The 14,771-nt window shown below is 58.3% G+C and carries 15 protein-coding genes; 7 read left to right on the top strand and 8 right to left on the bottom strand.

The features are described 5' to 3' along the window. The first annotated feature begins 63 nt into the window (after positions 1–63). Positions 64–282 carry a hypothetical protein gene (locus tag BGIM_RS0118130; protein WP_020471158.1) on the top strand — a complete coding sequence of 73 codons (219 nt, stop codon included), beginning with the start codon at positions 64–66 and terminating at the stop codon, positions 280–282. Between the two features lie 112 nt (positions 283–394). On the opposite strand, the gene BGIM_RS0118125 is transcribed toward BGIM_RS0118130, so the two are convergent. After that, positions 395–2,320, bottom strand: a complete 1,926-nt coding sequence (locus BGIM_RS0118125; protein WP_020471157.1) for a DUF1549 domain-containing protein — start codon at positions 2,318–2,320, stop codon at positions 395–397. A 298-nt stretch (positions 2,321–2,618) separates the two neighbouring features. On the opposite strand from BGIM_RS0118125, the gene BGIM_RS0118120 reads away from it, so the two are divergent. Then, on the top strand, positions 2,619–2,963 hold the full coding sequence (locus BGIM_RS0118120; RefSeq protein ID WP_020471156.1) for a hypothetical protein: 345 nt from the start codon (positions 2,619–2,621) through the stop codon (positions 2,961–2,963). A 13-nt stretch (positions 2,964–2,976) separates the two neighbouring features. Here the strand turns inward: BGIM_RS0118120 and BGIM_RS0118115 are convergent, their stop codons facing one another. From BGIM_RS0118115 to BGIM_RS0118105, 3 genes are all read right to left on the bottom strand, one after another. After that, complete coding sequence (locus tag BGIM_RS0118115) at positions 2,977–3,573, bottom strand: SMP-30/gluconolactonase/LRE family protein (RefSeq protein WP_020471155.1); 597 nt, start codon at positions 3,571–3,573, stop codon at positions 2,977–2,979. Further along, complete coding sequence (locus BGIM_RS0118110; RefSeq protein WP_040889662.1) at positions 3,570–4,475, bottom strand: alpha/beta hydrolase; 906 nt, start codon at positions 4,473–4,475, stop codon at positions 3,570–3,572. Before BGIM_RS0118110 ends, BGIM_RS0118115 begins: the two co-directional genes overlap by 4 nt. A gap of 148 nt (positions 4,476–4,623) precedes the next feature. Beyond that, positions 4,624–5,523, bottom strand: a complete 900-nt coding sequence (locus tag BGIM_RS0118105) for an acyl-CoA desaturase (RefSeq protein WP_157369192.1) — start codon at positions 5,521–5,523, stop codon at positions 4,624–4,626. Positions 5,524–6,248: 725 nt separating this feature from the next. Here BGIM_RS0118105 and BGIM_RS0118095 point away from each other — a divergent pair. Beyond that, positions 6,249–7,223 carry a DUF1559 domain-containing protein gene (locus tag BGIM_RS0118095; RefSeq protein WP_020471151.1) on the top strand — a complete coding sequence of 325 codons (975 nt, stop codon included), beginning with the start codon at positions 6,249–6,251 and terminating at the stop codon, positions 7,221–7,223. A 28-nt stretch (positions 7,224–7,251) separates the two neighbouring features. After that, positions 7,252–7,650 (top strand): hypothetical protein, encoded by a 399-nt coding sequence (locus tag BGIM_RS0118090; protein ID WP_020471150.1) that lies wholly within the window; start codon positions 7,252–7,254, stop codon positions 7,648–7,650. 76 nt (positions 7,651–7,726) lie between these two features. Here BGIM_RS0118090 and BGIM_RS0118085 read toward each other — a convergent pair whose 3' ends face one another. The 4 genes from BGIM_RS0118085 to BGIM_RS0118070 all read right to left on the bottom strand — a co-directional run bounded on the left by BGIM_RS0118085 (position 7,727) and on the right by BGIM_RS0118070 (position 11,555). Continuing rightward, positions 7,727–9,076, bottom strand: coding sequence for a hypothetical protein (locus tag BGIM_RS0118085; RefSeq protein ID WP_020471149.1), 1,350 nt, complete (start codon positions 9,074–9,076; stop codon positions 7,727–7,729). Between the two features lie 81 nt (positions 9,077–9,157). Further along, positions 9,158–10,345, bottom strand: coding sequence for an NADH-quinone oxidoreductase subunit D (locus BGIM_RS0118080; protein WP_020471148.1), 1,188 nt, complete (start codon positions 10,343–10,345; stop codon positions 9,158–9,160). A 151-nt stretch (positions 10,346–10,496) separates the two neighbouring features. Then, positions 10,497–10,694: a hypothetical protein gene (locus BGIM_RS0118075; protein WP_020471147.1), complete on the bottom strand. Its 198-nt coding sequence runs from the start codon at positions 10,692–10,694 to the stop codon at positions 10,497–10,499. Positions 10,695–10,766: 72 nt separating this feature from the next. After that, positions 10,767–11,555, bottom strand: coding sequence for an FkbM family methyltransferase (locus BGIM_RS0118070; protein ID WP_029630153.1), 789 nt, complete (start codon positions 11,553–11,555; stop codon positions 10,767–10,769). Positions 11,556–11,782: 227 nt separating this feature from the next. Between BGIM_RS0118070 and BGIM_RS0118060 the strand changes: the two genes are divergently transcribed. From BGIM_RS0118060 to BGIM_RS0118050, 3 genes are all read left to right on the top strand, one after another. Continuing rightward, positions 11,783–13,147 (top strand): DUF1501 domain-containing protein, encoded by a 1,365-nt coding sequence (locus BGIM_RS0118060; RefSeq protein ID WP_020471145.1) that lies wholly within the window; start codon positions 11,783–11,785, stop codon positions 13,145–13,147. Positions 13,148–13,311: 164 nt separating this feature from the next. Next, the gene (locus tag BGIM_RS0118055; protein ID WP_157369190.1) at positions 13,312–13,935 is read left to right on the top strand and encodes a Fe(2+)-trafficking protein; all 624 of its coding nucleotides are present in this window, start codon (positions 13,312–13,314) and stop codon (positions 13,933–13,935) included. 176 nt (positions 13,936–14,111) lie between these two features. Next, entirely contained in the window at positions 14,112–14,756 is a 645-nt protein-coding gene (locus BGIM_RS0118050) for a hypothetical protein (RefSeq protein ID WP_029630152.1), read from the top strand. Positions 14,757–14,771: the final 15 nt, after the last annotated feature.

Genomic DNA, 14,771 nt, shown 5'->3' with positions numbered 1-14,771 from the left:
CATTCGCCAATCAGGAGGGCAGGCGAGTTTGGTCGTTCGGCAAACAGAGGGCGAGGCGAACAGATGAGCGTGCTTGAAAACCTGCTGGGTTCCGCAGGGCTGGGACTGCTCCAAGCAGCCTTGGGTGCCTATTGCCTGTTTTTCGGGCTTGGGTTCTTTGGCAAGCCTCCCCGTCCAGGCGCAAGGCGGGAACCCGTCCGGGTGCGGCCATTGATGGTTGTCGGAGGAGTTTTCCTGATCGCGTTCGGGCTATGGCTGGCGATGCGTGAACCCGCCCGATAAGCTAGCTCGCGAGTAAATGCCTGACAAAGCAACCTGAGTGCGGTTCGTAAAAAATCAGAGCCCCGTGGAAAACCACGGGGCTCTTGCTGTTTCACCAATTCATCTCAACCGATCAGTGGTTCAGCATGAACTCGCTGGTGTTGAGCAGCGACCAGAAGACGTCTTCAAAGAACGCCTTGTAGTGGGCCGGGGTGGCCCCGCTCTTCTTCATTTCGACCAGCTTGGCTTGCAGGAAGGCCGTTTCGCTCATGCGGCTTTGAACCACCGGCTTGCCCTTGGCGTCCACGACATCTTTGCCCGTCTTGGCGTTCTTGACATAGGTTTCGATGGTCGGGGTCGTGCCCGGCTTGCGGGTCAGGGTCATCAGGTAGAGTTCGTTGAGGACGCCCATTTCGTTGTAAGAGCTGCCGTTCTTGTACTTGTTCATGGCCTTGTCCACGGCGCTTGTGCCGTCCTTGCGGCTCACTTCAAAGTTGAGTTCGTCGCCGTTCATCATCAACAGGGCCTGGATGATCGTCCCGTTGAAGTTCACTTCGTTTCCTTCGTCGTCGCCGAAGCTGTTCACAAGCTTGTTGATCCACTGGTCCTTCTTGGTCTTCTTGGTCGCCTCGTCCTTGATCGAATCGATCCGGGTGGCGGTTTCCAAGGACTCAAACAGGACTTCCGGAGACATGGACTTCAAGGCCATCCGCGTGAAGTACGGGGCGGCTTCGTCCTTGGCGTTGCCACCCTTGCCGTCGGCGAGGCCGTTGGTTTGGTAGCTGAGGGCGTAGGCGTCCGAATTGCAGATCCACTCGATCAGCTTCTTCGTGTCGTAGCCGTATTTGACAAATTCTTCGCCCAGTTTGTTGAGCATGTCAACGTGGACGACCTTGTTGTGGCCGCCGAAGTCATCGGCGGCGGGGAGTTCGTTCATCCCGCGGCCAAAGAAGTGGGCCCACATCCGGTTCACGTAAGCCTTGGCGAAGTTGTCGTGAGCCAGCACGTATTCAGCCAAGTGTTCCCGGCGGCTCTTCGGGCTGCCCGAGGAAATGCTCTTCCGGGGGGGCGTGCCTTCTTTTTCGAGGTCGGCGAGGTTCGGCAGGAAGTTCGGCTTGGTGGCGAACATGATGCCGGTGCGGCGTTCAAAGAAAATCCGGCCGGTGCTGTTGATGCTCGGGTCGTCGGTCAGGGTGACCGGCAGGGCGTCCCGCTTCTTCTTGCCTGTGTTCTGTTCCTTCGTGACCGGCGTGCCTTCCCGAACGGTCTGCCGGAGGAAGGCGTTCACGCCCCAGAAGTTGTCCTGCTTCCACTCCGGGTTGAACGGGTGGTCGTGGCATTGCAGGCAGTTGGTCTGCACGCCGAGGAACATCTTGGTGATCCGCGAGGTGAGCGGAATCATGTCAAAGTTGCCGTCTTCCTTCCGCTTTTCCGGCGGGTTGACCGCTTCGCCGAAGTGGGACACCATGAAGGCACTGGCGCCGTTTTCGTTCGTCTTGCCCTTGGCCGTCAACAGTTCGCGGACGATTTCGTTCCACGGCCGGTTCTTGGTGAATTGCTCTTCGAGCCACACTTCGAGATTTTCGTGGTAAGCCTCGGCGACGCCGCCGCGGGTCATCAGCCACACGCCCCAGATGTTCTTAAAGTTCTGGGCATATTCGAGGGCGTAATCGTTCGACTTGTTTTCCTTGGCGGAACCGCTCTTCGGCTTGTAATCCTTGGCGTACAGGAGCCGGCGAACCAGTTCGGCCTTCTTGTTCGGCCGGGTGTCGACTTCGGCGTAATCACGGGCTTCTTCGGCCGAGGGAATCCGGCCGACGATGTCAATGAACACCCGTCGGACAAACTCGTAGTCACTGGCTTTTTTGGAGGGCTTCAACTCGGCGGCGGCCCAAGCCTTGCCGAGTTCCTCGTTGATGATCGTGGTTTGCGGCTGGACGGCCGCCGGGCCGGGGGGAAGGTCGGCGGCCTTGATCTGGCCGCTCCCCGCCAAGGCGATGGCAAAAGCCGCCGCCGCACCGAGGAACCGCCAGGTTCCCCTGAATCGGAAAGTCATCATTCGGTTCTCCCGAGGCAACATAAAGATTGTCTTATCGTTCTATGGAACAGCCCGGCGTTGCAAGTGTCACGCCCGGCCCCTGATTCTGGCCTGCGATTCTCGTTGGGCGGGAGAAATCTTATTTCATTCTCAATGCCCGGTCGGGCGTTGTCAATTCGTTTCGACGGGCATACGTTTCGACGAGCCAACCAAGAGGGTGGATGTTCTTAGGACGAATTTCCGGTTCGGAGAGTTCCCGTCCGATCAGAAACCCCGAAAATGACCGTCTGCACTGGAAGCCCAAGCGAGTGAGTTTGTGATGGAATTCGACCCGGACCGCGTGCGGGACAACATTCGTCGGGCTGAAACGTCCGACCTGCTGGACCGGGTGACGGTCTACCGGGCCGATCTCGAACCCGAAGCGTTAACGCTGATGATGGAAGAACTTCGGGCGAGAAAGATCACCCCGGAGCAGATCGTTCTGCACGAACAATCCCGTCAGGAGGCACTGACGGACGATTCGGGCTTGGTGCGGGCCTGCTCGTTTTGCCGGAACCCCGCCATCGCCGAGGGAAAAGGCTGGTTCCGACTGTTTCGACTGGTTCCGTTGGTTCCCCGCACCCTGTATTTCTGTTCCGAACACGTCCCGGCGGAAAAGACCTGAAAGCGACTGCCTGCTACTCTCTGGCCAACATCGTCCGCACGTATTGTTCCTCGCCAATCATGGCATAAAGTTTGTTCCCGGCGAAAATCAGCTTGGTCACCTGACCGCTGCCGGGACTGGTGATTAGTCCGCACGGCCGTCCCGTGGGGTCAAACACCATGATCCCGGCCTTGTATGCGGCGTAAACCCGATTCGAGCCGTCCACGCACAGGGCCGACACTTCGCTTTCCGTCTCCCCCGGCCGCAACCGCAACGGGCAATACTTTTCCCCGCCGCTAAGTGTCCCTTCCTTGTCGATCCGGAACGTCCACACGTGCTTGCCCCCGGCATCGCCCACCAACAGCGAAGCGCCATTGTGCCAGACAGTCGTGCAACTCGGTTTGGCCAATGGAATTTGAATGATCCGGCTTTCGCCCTTGGCCGGGTCCGTCGGGCCTTTCACTGCCTTTTCCGTCGGCATCGCTTCATAAAGGGCTTTAGGTCCTTCGGGTTCTTTGCCTGCCGACTTCCACGTTTCCCCCGCCTTGATAATCTCATGCAGCGGCATGTCTTGGGCGGTGGCCAACACTGGCAGGGCCAGCAGGGCGAACGCCATCAGAAGTTTGTTCATTTTTGGCTCCCGGTCGTCGCCGTCGTGGCGGTCGTCAGAGCCGGGGGAGTGTCCTGCCACAGCCATTTCAGGGAGGCGGGCATCTCGGCGCCGCCGTGTCGGCCGCCGTGGGGGCCGTCGCCGAATTCAAAGCGATAGTCGTATTTCATGAACTTCAACGCGGCCGCCATTTGCAGGTTGGCGAGCGGCCAGTGGCCATGCAGATTGTCGAGGTCGTTCGAGCCGTCTTGCAGCCACACTTTGATCGGCTTCCGCTCCGTCTTGCGGATGATCCCCGGATAAACGTCCCCGCCGCGAATGTTGGTGAAACTTCCCACATGGCTCAGCACTTTGCTGAACAGATCCGGCCGTTCCCAAGCGGCCGCGAAGGCGCAGATGCCGCCGGAACTGATGCCGCCGATGCCCCGGCCGGCCGCGTCTGTCCGCAGGTTGTAGGACTTGGCGACTTGCGGGAGGATTTCTTTCTCCAAGAACGTCGCGTATTGCGGGGATGGCGTGTCATATTCAAAGCTTCGGTTGGATCGGCCACCCTTGCCATCGGGATTCGGGACGGTGCCCGGATCGATGAAGATGCCGATCATCACCGGGATGGCTTTTTGATGGATGAGGTTGTCCATCACGATGGTCGCGCGAAACGCCTGGGTTTCGCTGGCGTAGCCGCTGCCGTCTTGAAAAATCATCACGCAGGCGGGGGTTTTGCCGTCATACTGGGCCGGGACATACACGGAATAATTCCGCACGGTGTCCGGGAAGACTTTGCTGGTCCAGGTGTCCTTGATGACCTTGCCAACCGGCACGCCTTCGTGGCGAATCGAATCCGGTCCGAACTTGTAATCATCGGCGGCCTGACCGCCCGCTGTCAACCCGAGGCCGAGGCCCAGAGCCAGTAGAAACCCGCGCATGGAGAGTTGTCCTTTGTGATGCTTTTTCGGAGGGAAGATCACGGTAACAGACGTGAACGCGCGAGGCAAGAATTGTTTCGGCCGGATGACAGAAATGAAACGTCGACATGGGAACCACCACGGGGGTATCCGTGGTGGTTGAAAGCGATTAAGAAGCGACGGCCTCTTCTTGGGGCTGTTCCATTTCCATGCGTCGCTTGGGTTTGACGACATTCGAGGCCAGCCCTACCATTTGAAACAGTCGGATGCTCGTATAAGTGTGGTCAAACTCCCACCAACGCTGGCCGTGCGAGGCGGCTCGCGGCTCGGCATGGTGGTTGTTGTGCCAGCCTTCCCCGCCGCTGACCAAGGCCACCACCCAGTTGTTCCGGCTCTGGTCTCGGGTGACGTAATTTCGATAACCCCAAATGTGGGTGATCGAATTCACCGACCAAGTGACGTGCCACACGGTGACCGTCCGGAGAATCACGCCCCAAACGAGGAAGCTGAGCGACATCTGCAAAATGCCCTCGGCACTGCCGTCGGTCAGCAGGCCGACCAAGGCACCCAAGACCAGATAAACAAGCCATTGAATGATGTAAATCCGGCGGCTCGCCCACGGTTTTTCCATCCGCTTGTAGAAGCGGTCTTGGAACAAATCGCGGATGTATCGTTCGTAAGTGGAAACCTTGTAAAGATTTGGGTTCAAAAACATGAACCAACCCATGTGGCTCCAGAGGAAGCCCTTGAGCCGCGGGCTGTGGGGGTCGGCCACTTGGTCCGAATGTTGATGGTGCATGCGATGGACGGCCACCCAGCTCATGGGTGTTCCCTCCAGGCAGCAGACTCCCAGCACGGCCAAGGCATGCTCAAACCAACGGGGGCAGGTAAACCCGCGATGGGTGAGCAACCGGTGATAGCCCATCGTCATGCCGAGGGTGCCGTACAGGTAGTGGCCGCCGAGCCACAGCCCGACCCCCCACCAACTGAACAGCCACGGGATGCAGGCCAGCAGAGCCAGTGAGTGAAATAAAAACACCAACACGATCATTCGTTGATTGGCAACCAAGGGGCTTTCCCGATCGAGTATGCCGATCCGTCGGCACATACGATCGGTGAAGTTTGCAGAAGGTTTGATCATTAGGGAGCCTTGTGGTTGCCGTCCGAACCGTCCTGGTTTGTTATCGGCACGATGAATTTATATTGTTCAGTCACCGACTCAAAGGATGAAATTCACTGTTTCAGCCGGGAGGCGCATGCGGATTATCCGAAGGAGTTCCCGAAGATACCAACAAGGATTAATCAATTGTTGAAATATTTGCAATCCTGATCGGCCGAGCGCGACAATCAGAGATTCTACTTTTGCAGTCAATATTGCCGTCAATGGCTTTCAGGCAATGAATCGAAATTAAAACCGCGATTTGTCCCTTGGGGTAACCACGCCACCAAACGGGGTTGTTTGCCGCAGAGAAGGCCTGAACTGTCTGACATTTTAACGATTATTACTTCAGATAACCAGCATCCAACCAGTGATCTGGCCACTTTCAAGTAGGTAATCCCGTCCGTTCTGGCTGGAAAACCGGCCTTTCCCTGCCCGGTTTGAGACCGGGAAACTGCCTTGAAGTGGGGGCAAAAACATCTTTCTGCTCACGCCGGGACCGCTACTTTAATCGGTTGCTCATTTGCTCTTGAATCTTACGAAACAGACAGATTTATTAATCACTGTCGGATTTTGGTGTCCGCGCGGCGCCACCAATGACAGGCTCTCTCTCCCTCGATTCGGAGCATTCTTCCATGTTTCTCTCCATTCACCGGCGGGGCCATCCCCGCCGAGGTTTTACCCTCATTGAGTTGCTGGTGGTGATTGCGATCATCGCCATTCTGATCGGCCTGCTCTTGCCCGCCGTGCAGAAGATCCGCGAAGCCGCGAATCGCATGAAGTGTTCCAACAACCTCAAGCAACTCGGGCTGGCTTGCCACGGCTATCACGATGTCGCGGGGTATCTCCCGTCCGGGGCGGTGGGGACCAACAAGTATGGATGGGGCGTGTATCTCCTGCCCTACATCGAACAAGGCTCGCTGTACGCCAAGATCAATCCGGGCGACAGCTACGACACCGCCCAGACCGACATGCCAGCCGCGACCGCCAACGGCAATTTGCTTCAGACGAAAATCTCCACCTATCTTTGTCCGTCCGATCCGCAGGATAACAGCCCCAACGCCAATTTCAGCAACTATGGCAAAACCAATTACGTCGCCAGTGTCGGCGTGATGGACGGGGTCGGCAGCGGCCGGGACCGGACGAAGATTGCCTCCATCATGGACGGCAGCAGCAACACGATGCTCTTCGGCGAGCGCGACAGCCTCCTTGGCCTGGCCGGCATTTGGCCGGGCAACTCATCCCAGACGGGCGGGTCTAATCGCTTCATCGCCAACTGGCGGCCAAACACCAAGTATCTGGGCACCAGAGGCTCCGGTTGCTGCAACGAAGCCGGGACCACCTCCCAGATGCCGGGTGAAATCGCCGGACGCGATCCGTGTCTTCGGCTTGGCTCGTCGAGCGGCCACACCGGCGGGATGAACATCGGCTTGTGCGACGGTTCGGTTCGGTTCCTGAAAAACACCGTCGAAACCTCGCCGACCGCCAAGGGCCAGCCGGCCCTCGACGCCGCCTCCACCGGGGCCACCGGCTGTCTGCCGGGCAAGACCAACTTTGTGTTCCAGAAACTCATGTTCCCGGACGACGGCCTGCCGTTGGGCGACTTCTAATCCGCATCCCGTTCGGAAGGGGAATCACATGAGAAAGACATCAATGGCCGGCCTGGCCGTGGCGCTGGCGATGCTGGCGGGTTGCGGCGATCAGGCGACCGATTTGGAGGGGACGGTCACCTATGACGGAAAACCCGTCGACGCGGGCGCCATCTCTTTGGTGGCCACAGGCGAAGGGGGCCGAAGCGGCGGAGGGAGCATCGTGGACGGCAAGATCGTGTTGAACCCGGAGAACCGCCCGCCGCCGGGCAAGTATCGCGTCGAGATTCGCTGGTCGAAACTGACCGGCAAAAAATTCAAGACCGACTCCGGCGAACTGCTGGACGACCGGGCCGAGGGTTTGCCGGAGAAGTATCACTCCAAGTCCGAACTGACGGCCGAGCTAAAACCCGGCAAAAACGTCATCAACTTTGACCTGAAAAAGTAAGCTCTCCGACAACAACAAACAAACGCCTGGACCGTTGCCGGTTCGGGCGTTTTTGTTTGATCCATGCGATTCGGCATCAGCCACGAAGGATGTTTGACACCCGCTTATCGGTGTGCAACCAAGATGACGGCTCCGTTTCGATCTGGGTGATCTGGCTTGTTGGGTCTGGCCGGTTCTTCCGGTCGAATGACCTGTCCCGCTTTTTTTCTTCCCAAGTGATGCGGAACGTCGTCCACTGATCGCCGGAAAGAAAGTCGTACTCCCAATGTTCCGACGTGCGATGAATCTCCCCTTCCTGACGCCATACGGATTGGATGTGGTCCGGTGATCCGAGCAATTGCAGGACTTGTTCTGCCGTCATCTCCGGCCGGACTTGGGCTGTCTTGGCTTGCCGGTTAGGAACATGTTCCGGCATTGGGAATCGGCGCTCAAAGTCCGGGGTGAAGTGATAGGTCGCGTAGCCAAGGGGTTCTTGTCCGAGCAGACGCAGTGAATGATGAAGGATCGGGCGAAAGCATTGCACTTCCAGCCACCAGCTTCCGGGCATGGCGTCCGAACCCGTGCACCTGCTTCGGCAATCAATTTCTTCCCATTTCCGCAAGAGCGGGATCGCACTTGTCAGGCGATGAACCCCCGCCAGATGAAAGGCGGCGGTCAGGAATCGGACTTGCGGGTCCATTTCTTCCCGGCCGGTATTTTCACTGGTTCCCCGTCGGAACCAGTTGCGGACTTCATTCATTCTTTCCGTGAAGGATGACAGCAGATCGATTACCCCCTGCTTTTCACCCTCAATCATGGCTTGCGACAGAGGATCGGATGAATCGGGGGTTGGCAGGAGGGTGGATGCCGAGAGATTGAGCAGGAGGCACTGTCCGCAAGAGGTTCGCCAAGCGAAATAGAAACTTCCCTGATGCGGAAAAAAGAATCGCCAGGAATGCTCCGTCCAATACAGCCCGGCCGACGAGAATTCCAGATAATCTGGACTCCATGAATAGACGGGAATGCTTCCTGATCGAATCGCATGTTCCGATCCGGCGCCATCGATTCTCACCCGCAGCGTGTCTTCGCCGACGGGGGAAACCGCGATGAGTTCGGGCCGAAAGCCGTGAGTCCTCAGAATCGACCAGCCATCATCCGAAACCACCAACTCATGCGGCGAGTCCTCGTCGTCCTCTTGCCATCGCTCCCAAACAATAAAACCGCCATCGCTCCCGTTCATCTGTCCGGAAGACGGTTGCCGGGTGTTGTCAATGAGCCGGTAGCGGAAGTTGCTTTGATGTTCACGATACTTGAACCCGAACTCATTTTCTGCCGGCGGCTGCCCGTCCCGATGGTTGATCGTCCCGTTATGAGGGGAGCGGGCTTCCAAGGTGAACTTGCCCTTGGGAGACGTGGCCTTGCAATCCGAATAGAAGATGGCGGTCATGGATTTTTCTCCGGTGACATCTCGCCTTGATCAAATTGGCACGAGCCCGGCCAGTCAAGCTATTCTTTGAGGCAATCTGGCTCACCGGTCAATCTCCCCCATCACAATGTCAATGCTTCCGATGATGGCCGGGACATCGGCGATCAGGCAGCCTTTGCAGAGTTCGTTGGCCACGCTCAGGTTACAGAAACTTGATGATCTGGCCCGCACGCGCAGGGGGACGTTTTCCTTGCTCGGGCGGCCGACGACGTAGAAGCCCATCTGGCCTCGGGGGCATTCGGTTTCCACGTAGCATTCGCCGGGGGGCAAGGCCCGAGGGGGTTCCACCCGGTGCGAACCGGCAGCGGTTGGGTATCGTTCGACCGCTTGTTCGATGATCTTCAGGCTTTCGACCACTTCCAGCATGCGCACGTAGAATCGGTGCCAGCAGTCGCCGATGACCGTGCCGGGCGGGGCTTTGTCGAACGGGGGAAGCGGCACGTCAAACTGATAGGTTTCATAGCCGGAATAGGGTTCGATTTTGCGGAGATCCCAATCGGGATCGCCCTTGGATCGGTCAAGCGAAGCCCGCAACATCGGGCCGGTGCATCCATAGGCCAGGGCACGGTCTTTGGACAATACGCCGATGTTGGCGGTGCGTTTCACGAAGATGTGATTGTTCGTCAGCATCGCGTGATATTCGGCGATGCGAGGTCGGAAGTAGGCGATGAAGTTTTTCACCCGGTCGAGGAAGCCCGGCGGGAGGTCGTCGTGGGCGCCGCCGATGGTGAGGTAGCTGTAGGTGAGTCTGGCGCCGCAGACTTCCTCGAAGAGATCGAGAATGTGTTCGCGTTCGCGGAAGGCATACAGGAACGGGCTGAACGAGCCGAGGTCAAGACCGTAGGCCCCCATGCCGACAAGATGGCTGGCGACCCGGTTTAACTCCCCGATCAACACGCGAATGACTTGGGCTTTCTCGGGGATCTTCAGCCCGGCGAGTTTTTCAATCGCCAGCGAGTAGCCGAGATTCATGTTCATCCCGGCCAGATAATCCATCCGGTCCGTGTACGGGATGTACTGAATCGGGGTGACGTTCTCGCCGACCTTTTCGGCACAGCGGTGCAGATAACCCAAGTGAGGGACGACTTCAGAGATGATTTCGCCGTCCGTGCGGAGAACGAGCCGCAAAACCCCGTGGGTGCTGGGGTGCTGCGGCCCCATGTTGACAAGCATTTCGTCCGTGCGAACATCGAACTCAATGATCGTCTGGTCCGCGATTTCGACCGGCATAGTGACCCGCCCCGGCCGGGGAAGCGGCCGTCAGCCCAAGAGTTTCTTGTCGATGTAAATTGTATTGGCGGGGGCGGGGGATCATCTTCTTGAAAAGAACATCCCGTCAAACGAGTCCATGGCATCAGCGGAAATGCGGTCCAAAGCGGCTCTAATTTTGCGGAGTGGACACGAAAAGCCCGATCACGAATCGGATCAAGAAGAAGAGAACAATCACCTTGGTGATTTCAAACGCCACCGCACCGGCCACGACGGCCGAATCGTCCCCCTGAAGGGTGGCCAGGGAAGGAGGGCAAAAAAGGAGGGTGAAACCCAAGGCGATGACGGCAGAAAAAATGGTCCGAATCATGGCAGCCCTCGACCGCTTTTGTTGGACTGCTCATGTATTTGAAGAGGACATGACGACCCGATTGGCTCGAATTCAGCCCAAGAGTTTCTTGTCGATGTAAATTGTATTGGCGAGAGTCATGCCCCGGACGACGTAATCCTTGGAGGCCAGGAATTCCGTGATGGCGGGAATCATGCGGATGCCTTCATCTCCCATCGTTTCGGCACAGATCAACTTTGGCCGGTGTTTGGCGTAGTCCATTGTTTTGAGGATGATCAGGTCAAGGCCCTCGGTGTCGATCGACAGAAAATCTGGGGAGCCTTCGGGAAAATGCTCGACGATGACTTTGTTGATGTTCACCAACGGCATCTTCACGATCTGCTTGATGACCGTCTTGCCGCCGGAGTCTCGTTCCCGGCGCTTGGCCTCGTCGGCGTCGAAGGTGTTGAGTTGGGGATAGTTCATCACGTAGTAATCGGTTTCCGGCGTGTCATCGAGGCCGATGCCGATGTTCAACACGGTGTCCCCCGGCCGCTTTCCCTTCAAATCGGGGATCATGTCCACGTTTGGTTCGATCAACACGCCGCGCCCGCCGAGGCGGTACATGAGATAGGTGTTGCTGCCGATGGTCGGGTGGAATGCCCCGACATCCATGTAGCTGGGCTTTTCGATCTTCAGGTACTTGAGCAAACCGAGAACCACCATGTCCTCGCCGGCTTGGGAGAAGGAAAGTTGCGCTCCCTCGGGCATCGTCTTGAGTTTCCATTCCAACGGCGCCAAATACTCCCCGGCGGCGCTGCCGACCACCCCGGCCAATGTCCCCACAAGGAAATCGCGGCGAAACAATTGAAAGCCTGGCCGGACAGGTGTCGGCGTGTCCATATGGAAGTCCTTCAACGGGCGAGACTTAAGCGGGAACGGGCGGTCAAACGAATGTAGAACAAGAAAATTGAGGCCGGGAAAAAACGAGAGATGATTTTCGACACGAACATTTCCATTGGAATGTTTCGCGGTTTGAGGATAAACTGACGGTGGGTTTGGGAATGCGCCGATTTGAATTCCCGACCTCCCGCCGACCATAACCTTCTCGCCTGACAGGTTCCCGCCAGATGACATCTTCCCACACGCACCGGATTGGGCTGAATCGCCGCGAAGTGATGCAGGTTGGCTATTCGATGTTGCTGGGGGCGTCGGCCGCCGGAATCACGCGGGCCGCTTCCACCACGACAGCTTCGGGATCACCCCGCAAGCCGAAGTCGATGATCTTGGTGTTCCTCACCGGAGCGGCGAGCCACATTGACACATTTGACCCCAAGCCGGATGCCCCGGTCGAGATTCGCGGCGAGTTCAAGACCATCCCCACGGCCGTGCCGGGATTGCAGTTTAGCGAACACGTTCCGATGCTGGCGGCTCGGGCCAAACAGTTCGCCGTGGTGCGTTCATTCGCCCACAAGGACAACAACCACACGGCGGCCACCCACCATGTGACCACGGGATCTTTGCAACCGGGCGTGCGGTTCGACAAAATCCTGTCCCGCGATGACTGGCCCGTCTACGCGGCCGGCGTCAGCTATCACCGGCCCCCGGCGGCGGGCGTTCCGGCGGGCGTCAACCTGCCGTTCTTTCTGAGCGAAGGCCCGCTTCTCTGGCCGGGTCAACATGCCGGGTTCCTCGGGCCGAAGTATGACCCGTGGCAGTTGAACCAAGACCCGAACGGGAAGAACTTCAAAGTCGAAAACATGAGCATCCCCGCCGGGTTCGATGTTGATTCGCTCGGGGACCGCCAGGCTCTGTTGCGGGAGATGAACAAAGGCCAGAACCAGTTGGCGGCCATCGCCGAGAGCCGCCGACTGACCGAACAACAGGAAAAAGCATTCGCCATGCTCACGTCCGGCAAGGTCGGGCAGGCGTTTGACCTGAGCCGGGAATCGAACGAAACCCGCGACCGGTACGGCCGTCATATGTTTGGCCAATCGTTGTTGCTCGCCCGGCGTTTGGTGCAGGCGGGCGTTCCGGTGGTGCAAGCCAACATGGGCAAGGTGCAAAACTGGGATTCGCACAGCAACAACTTCAACCGCTTAAAGAAGGACTTGCTCCCGCCGACGGACAAGGGCGTTTCCGCTCTGCTCGACGATCTGACCACGATGGGGATGCTGGACGACACGCTGGTGGTGGTGATTGGTGAATTCGGCCGGACGCCGAAGATCAGCATGAAAGATGGCGGCCGCGATCACTGGGCCGCGTGCTTTAGCGGCCTGTTCGCCGGGGCCGGTGTTCGCGGGGGCCAAGTCATCGGCAAATCGGACAAGACCGGTGCCTACCCGACGACAACCCCGTTCAGCCCGGATGACCTCGGCGCCACCGTGTACGACACGCTGGGCATCGAACCCGGCATCGAAATCCGCGACCGGCTGAACCGGCCGGTTCAACTGAACCGGGGTTCGGTCATCAAGAGCCTGTTCACCGGGGTGTGATTCTCAAGAACGGTTCAACCGGCATTGGCTCATCGCAAGCGGGACGGCCTGTCAGGCCGCCCCGCTTTTTTGTCTTTCTTGGTTACCGGCCAATCTCTTCCCGGCAATGTGTATCATAACTAGGTATCGCCCCTGCCAGCCTTTCCCGGACGTGACCGACGACCATGAGCATGCTTCAAGACCGGATCGCCCAATTTCGGAACATGACCGAAGCGGAACCCGAGGACGAACTCGGGCACTTCCGGCTTGGCCAACTCCTTGCCGAAGACAACCAGCACGCGGAGGCCGCCAAGAGCTTCCAGCGGGCCATCGTCATCGAGCCGAATTTTTCCAAAGTGTACCAACTGCTCGGCCTCTCCCAAAAGCAACTGGGACGGGTGGCCGAGGCGGTGGAAACTTGGACAACCGGCTGGCGGGTAGCCGAGGGACGGGGCGACCGCATCCCGCGCGACGAGATGGCCAAACTGTTGAAGGAACACGGCGCCGCGATTCCCGAGGCTCCCAAGTCCACGGAAGATCTCGGCCCGGAAACCGGCTTCAAGTGCCATCGCTCGATGTGCGCCGCCGGCCGTCATGCGGTGCAACTTCCCGCCCCGCCGATGCCGGATCCGATTTACGAACGTATCTACAACGAAATCTGCTCTGCCTGTTGGAAAGACTGGCTGAACAATTTCAGCTTCAAAGTCATCAACGAACTGCGTCTCGACCTGAGTTCCGAATTCGGCCAGGAAGAATACGACAAGCACATGTACGAGTTCTTTGACTTTGAGCCGCCAGTGAAGGCGTAAGGCGAAAAGCAAGCAGCAACATGCTCAAATGATTCCAAGAGCCCCACTGCGTCAGCGGTGGGGGTTGCTTCCCGAGTGTGACGGCCACCCCCACCGCTGACACAGTGGGGCTCTTGGGAATCTCACACAAAAAGCCTGTTTAATTGGCCCGATCGTTTCCCCTCTTGCGGATTCTCATGGACTATCTGGTTTCGCATGGCTTGGGCGGTTTCGTCGGACGGTTTGCCGCCTCCGGCGAATCGGCATACCGGCGGGGGGATGCCGTCGTCGTCCGCACCGTGCGCGGGCTGGAGGCGGGCGAGGTATTGGATGCCGCCTTGGCTGATTCGCTGAACCATGCCCGGCCCGGCGAGTTGATGCGGGCAATGACCGCCGAGGATCGGGTTGTGTTGACGGAACGCCGGGAGATGGCCGGGCGGTTGCTCGCGGAAGCTCAAACAAGGGCCGAGGCGAGTGGATTGCCCATCATGTTTCTCGATGGCGAAACACTGCTTGATGGCACACAGGCCGTCATGCAAGCCGTCCATTGGGATGAGTGCGATGTTTCGGAAATGTTTGAAGAACTTTCACGCGAATTTGGCCTGTTGGTGACGCTCCAAGACCTGACATCCCCCAACAAACCCGTTCAAGAGAAAAGCGGCTGTTCGTCCTGCGGATCTTCCGGCGGCGGTTGTTCCACCGGGGGATGCTCCACCGGCGGCGGGTGTTCGACGGGGAGTTGTTCCAAGGGCAAAGTCAAATCGGCCGAGGAACTGACGACGTATTTCTCCGGCCTTCGCCGCCAAATGGAGGCCCAGTCGGCACGCATCTCGCTTCAGTGATCTGTTTCAAGTACA

This window comes from Zavarzinella formosa DSM 19928, from assembly GCF_000255705.1.
Classification (GTDB): Bacteria; Planctomycetota; Planctomycetia; order Gemmatales; family Gemmataceae; genus Zavarzinella; species Zavarzinella formosa.
Note: the sequence above shows the minus strand (reverse complement) of the source record. Positions and strands in the feature narration are given on the sequence as shown.

Bases quoted from the DNA above. Each gene is read 5' to 3' on its own strand.
- BGIM_RS0118120 (WP_020471156.1), top strand. From the start codon at position 2,619: ATGGAATTCGACCCGGACCGCGTGCGGGACAACATTCGTCGGGCTGAA.
- BGIM_RS0118090 (WP_020471150.1), top strand. From the start codon at position 7,252: ATGAGAAAGACATCAATGGCCGGCCTGGCCGTGGCGCTGGCGATGCTG.
- BGIM_RS0118055 (WP_157369190.1), top strand. From the start codon at position 13,312: ATGAGCATGCTTCAAGACCGGATCGCCCAATTTCGGAACATGACCGAA.
- BGIM_RS0118050 (WP_029630152.1), top strand. From the start codon at position 14,112: ATGGACTATCTGGTTTCGCATGGCTTGGGCGGTTTCGTCGGACGGTTT.
- BGIM_RS0118085 (WP_020471149.1), bottom strand. From the start codon at position 9,076: ATGACCGCCATCTTCTATTCGGATTGCAAGGCCACGTCTCCCAAGGGC.
- BGIM_RS0118060 (WP_020471145.1), top strand. From the start codon at position 11,783: ATGACATCTTCCCACACGCACCGGATTGGGCTGAATCGCCGCGAAGTG.
- BGIM_RS0118125 (WP_020471157.1), bottom strand. From the start codon at position 2,320: ATGATGACTTTCCGATTCAGGGGAACCTGGCGGTTCCTCGGTGCGGCG.
- BGIM_RS0118110 (WP_040889662.1), bottom strand. From the start codon at position 4,475: ATGCGCGGGTTTCTACTGGCTCTGGGCCTCGGCCTCGGGTTGACAGCG.
- BGIM_RS0118095 (WP_020471151.1), top strand. From the start codon at position 6,249: ATGTTTCTCTCCATTCACCGGCGGGGCCATCCCCGCCGAGGTTTTACC.
- BGIM_RS0118130 (WP_020471158.1), top strand. From the start codon at position 64: ATGAGCGTGCTTGAAAACCTGCTGGGTTCCGCAGGGCTGGGACTGCTC.
- BGIM_RS0118070 (WP_029630153.1), bottom strand. From the start codon at position 11,555: ATGGACACGCCGACACCTGTCCGGCCAGGCTTTCAATTGTTTCGCCGC.
- BGIM_RS0118115 (WP_020471155.1), bottom strand. From the start codon at position 3,573: ATGAACAAACTTCTGATGGCGTTCGCCCTGCTGGCCCTGCCAGTGTTG.
- BGIM_RS0118075 (WP_020471147.1), bottom strand. From the start codon at position 10,694: ATGATTCGGACCATTTTTTCTGCCGTCATCGCCTTGGGTTTCACCCTC.
- BGIM_RS0118080 (WP_020471148.1), bottom strand. From the start codon at position 10,345: ATGCCGGTCGAAATCGCGGACCAGACGATCATTGAGTTCGATGTTCGC.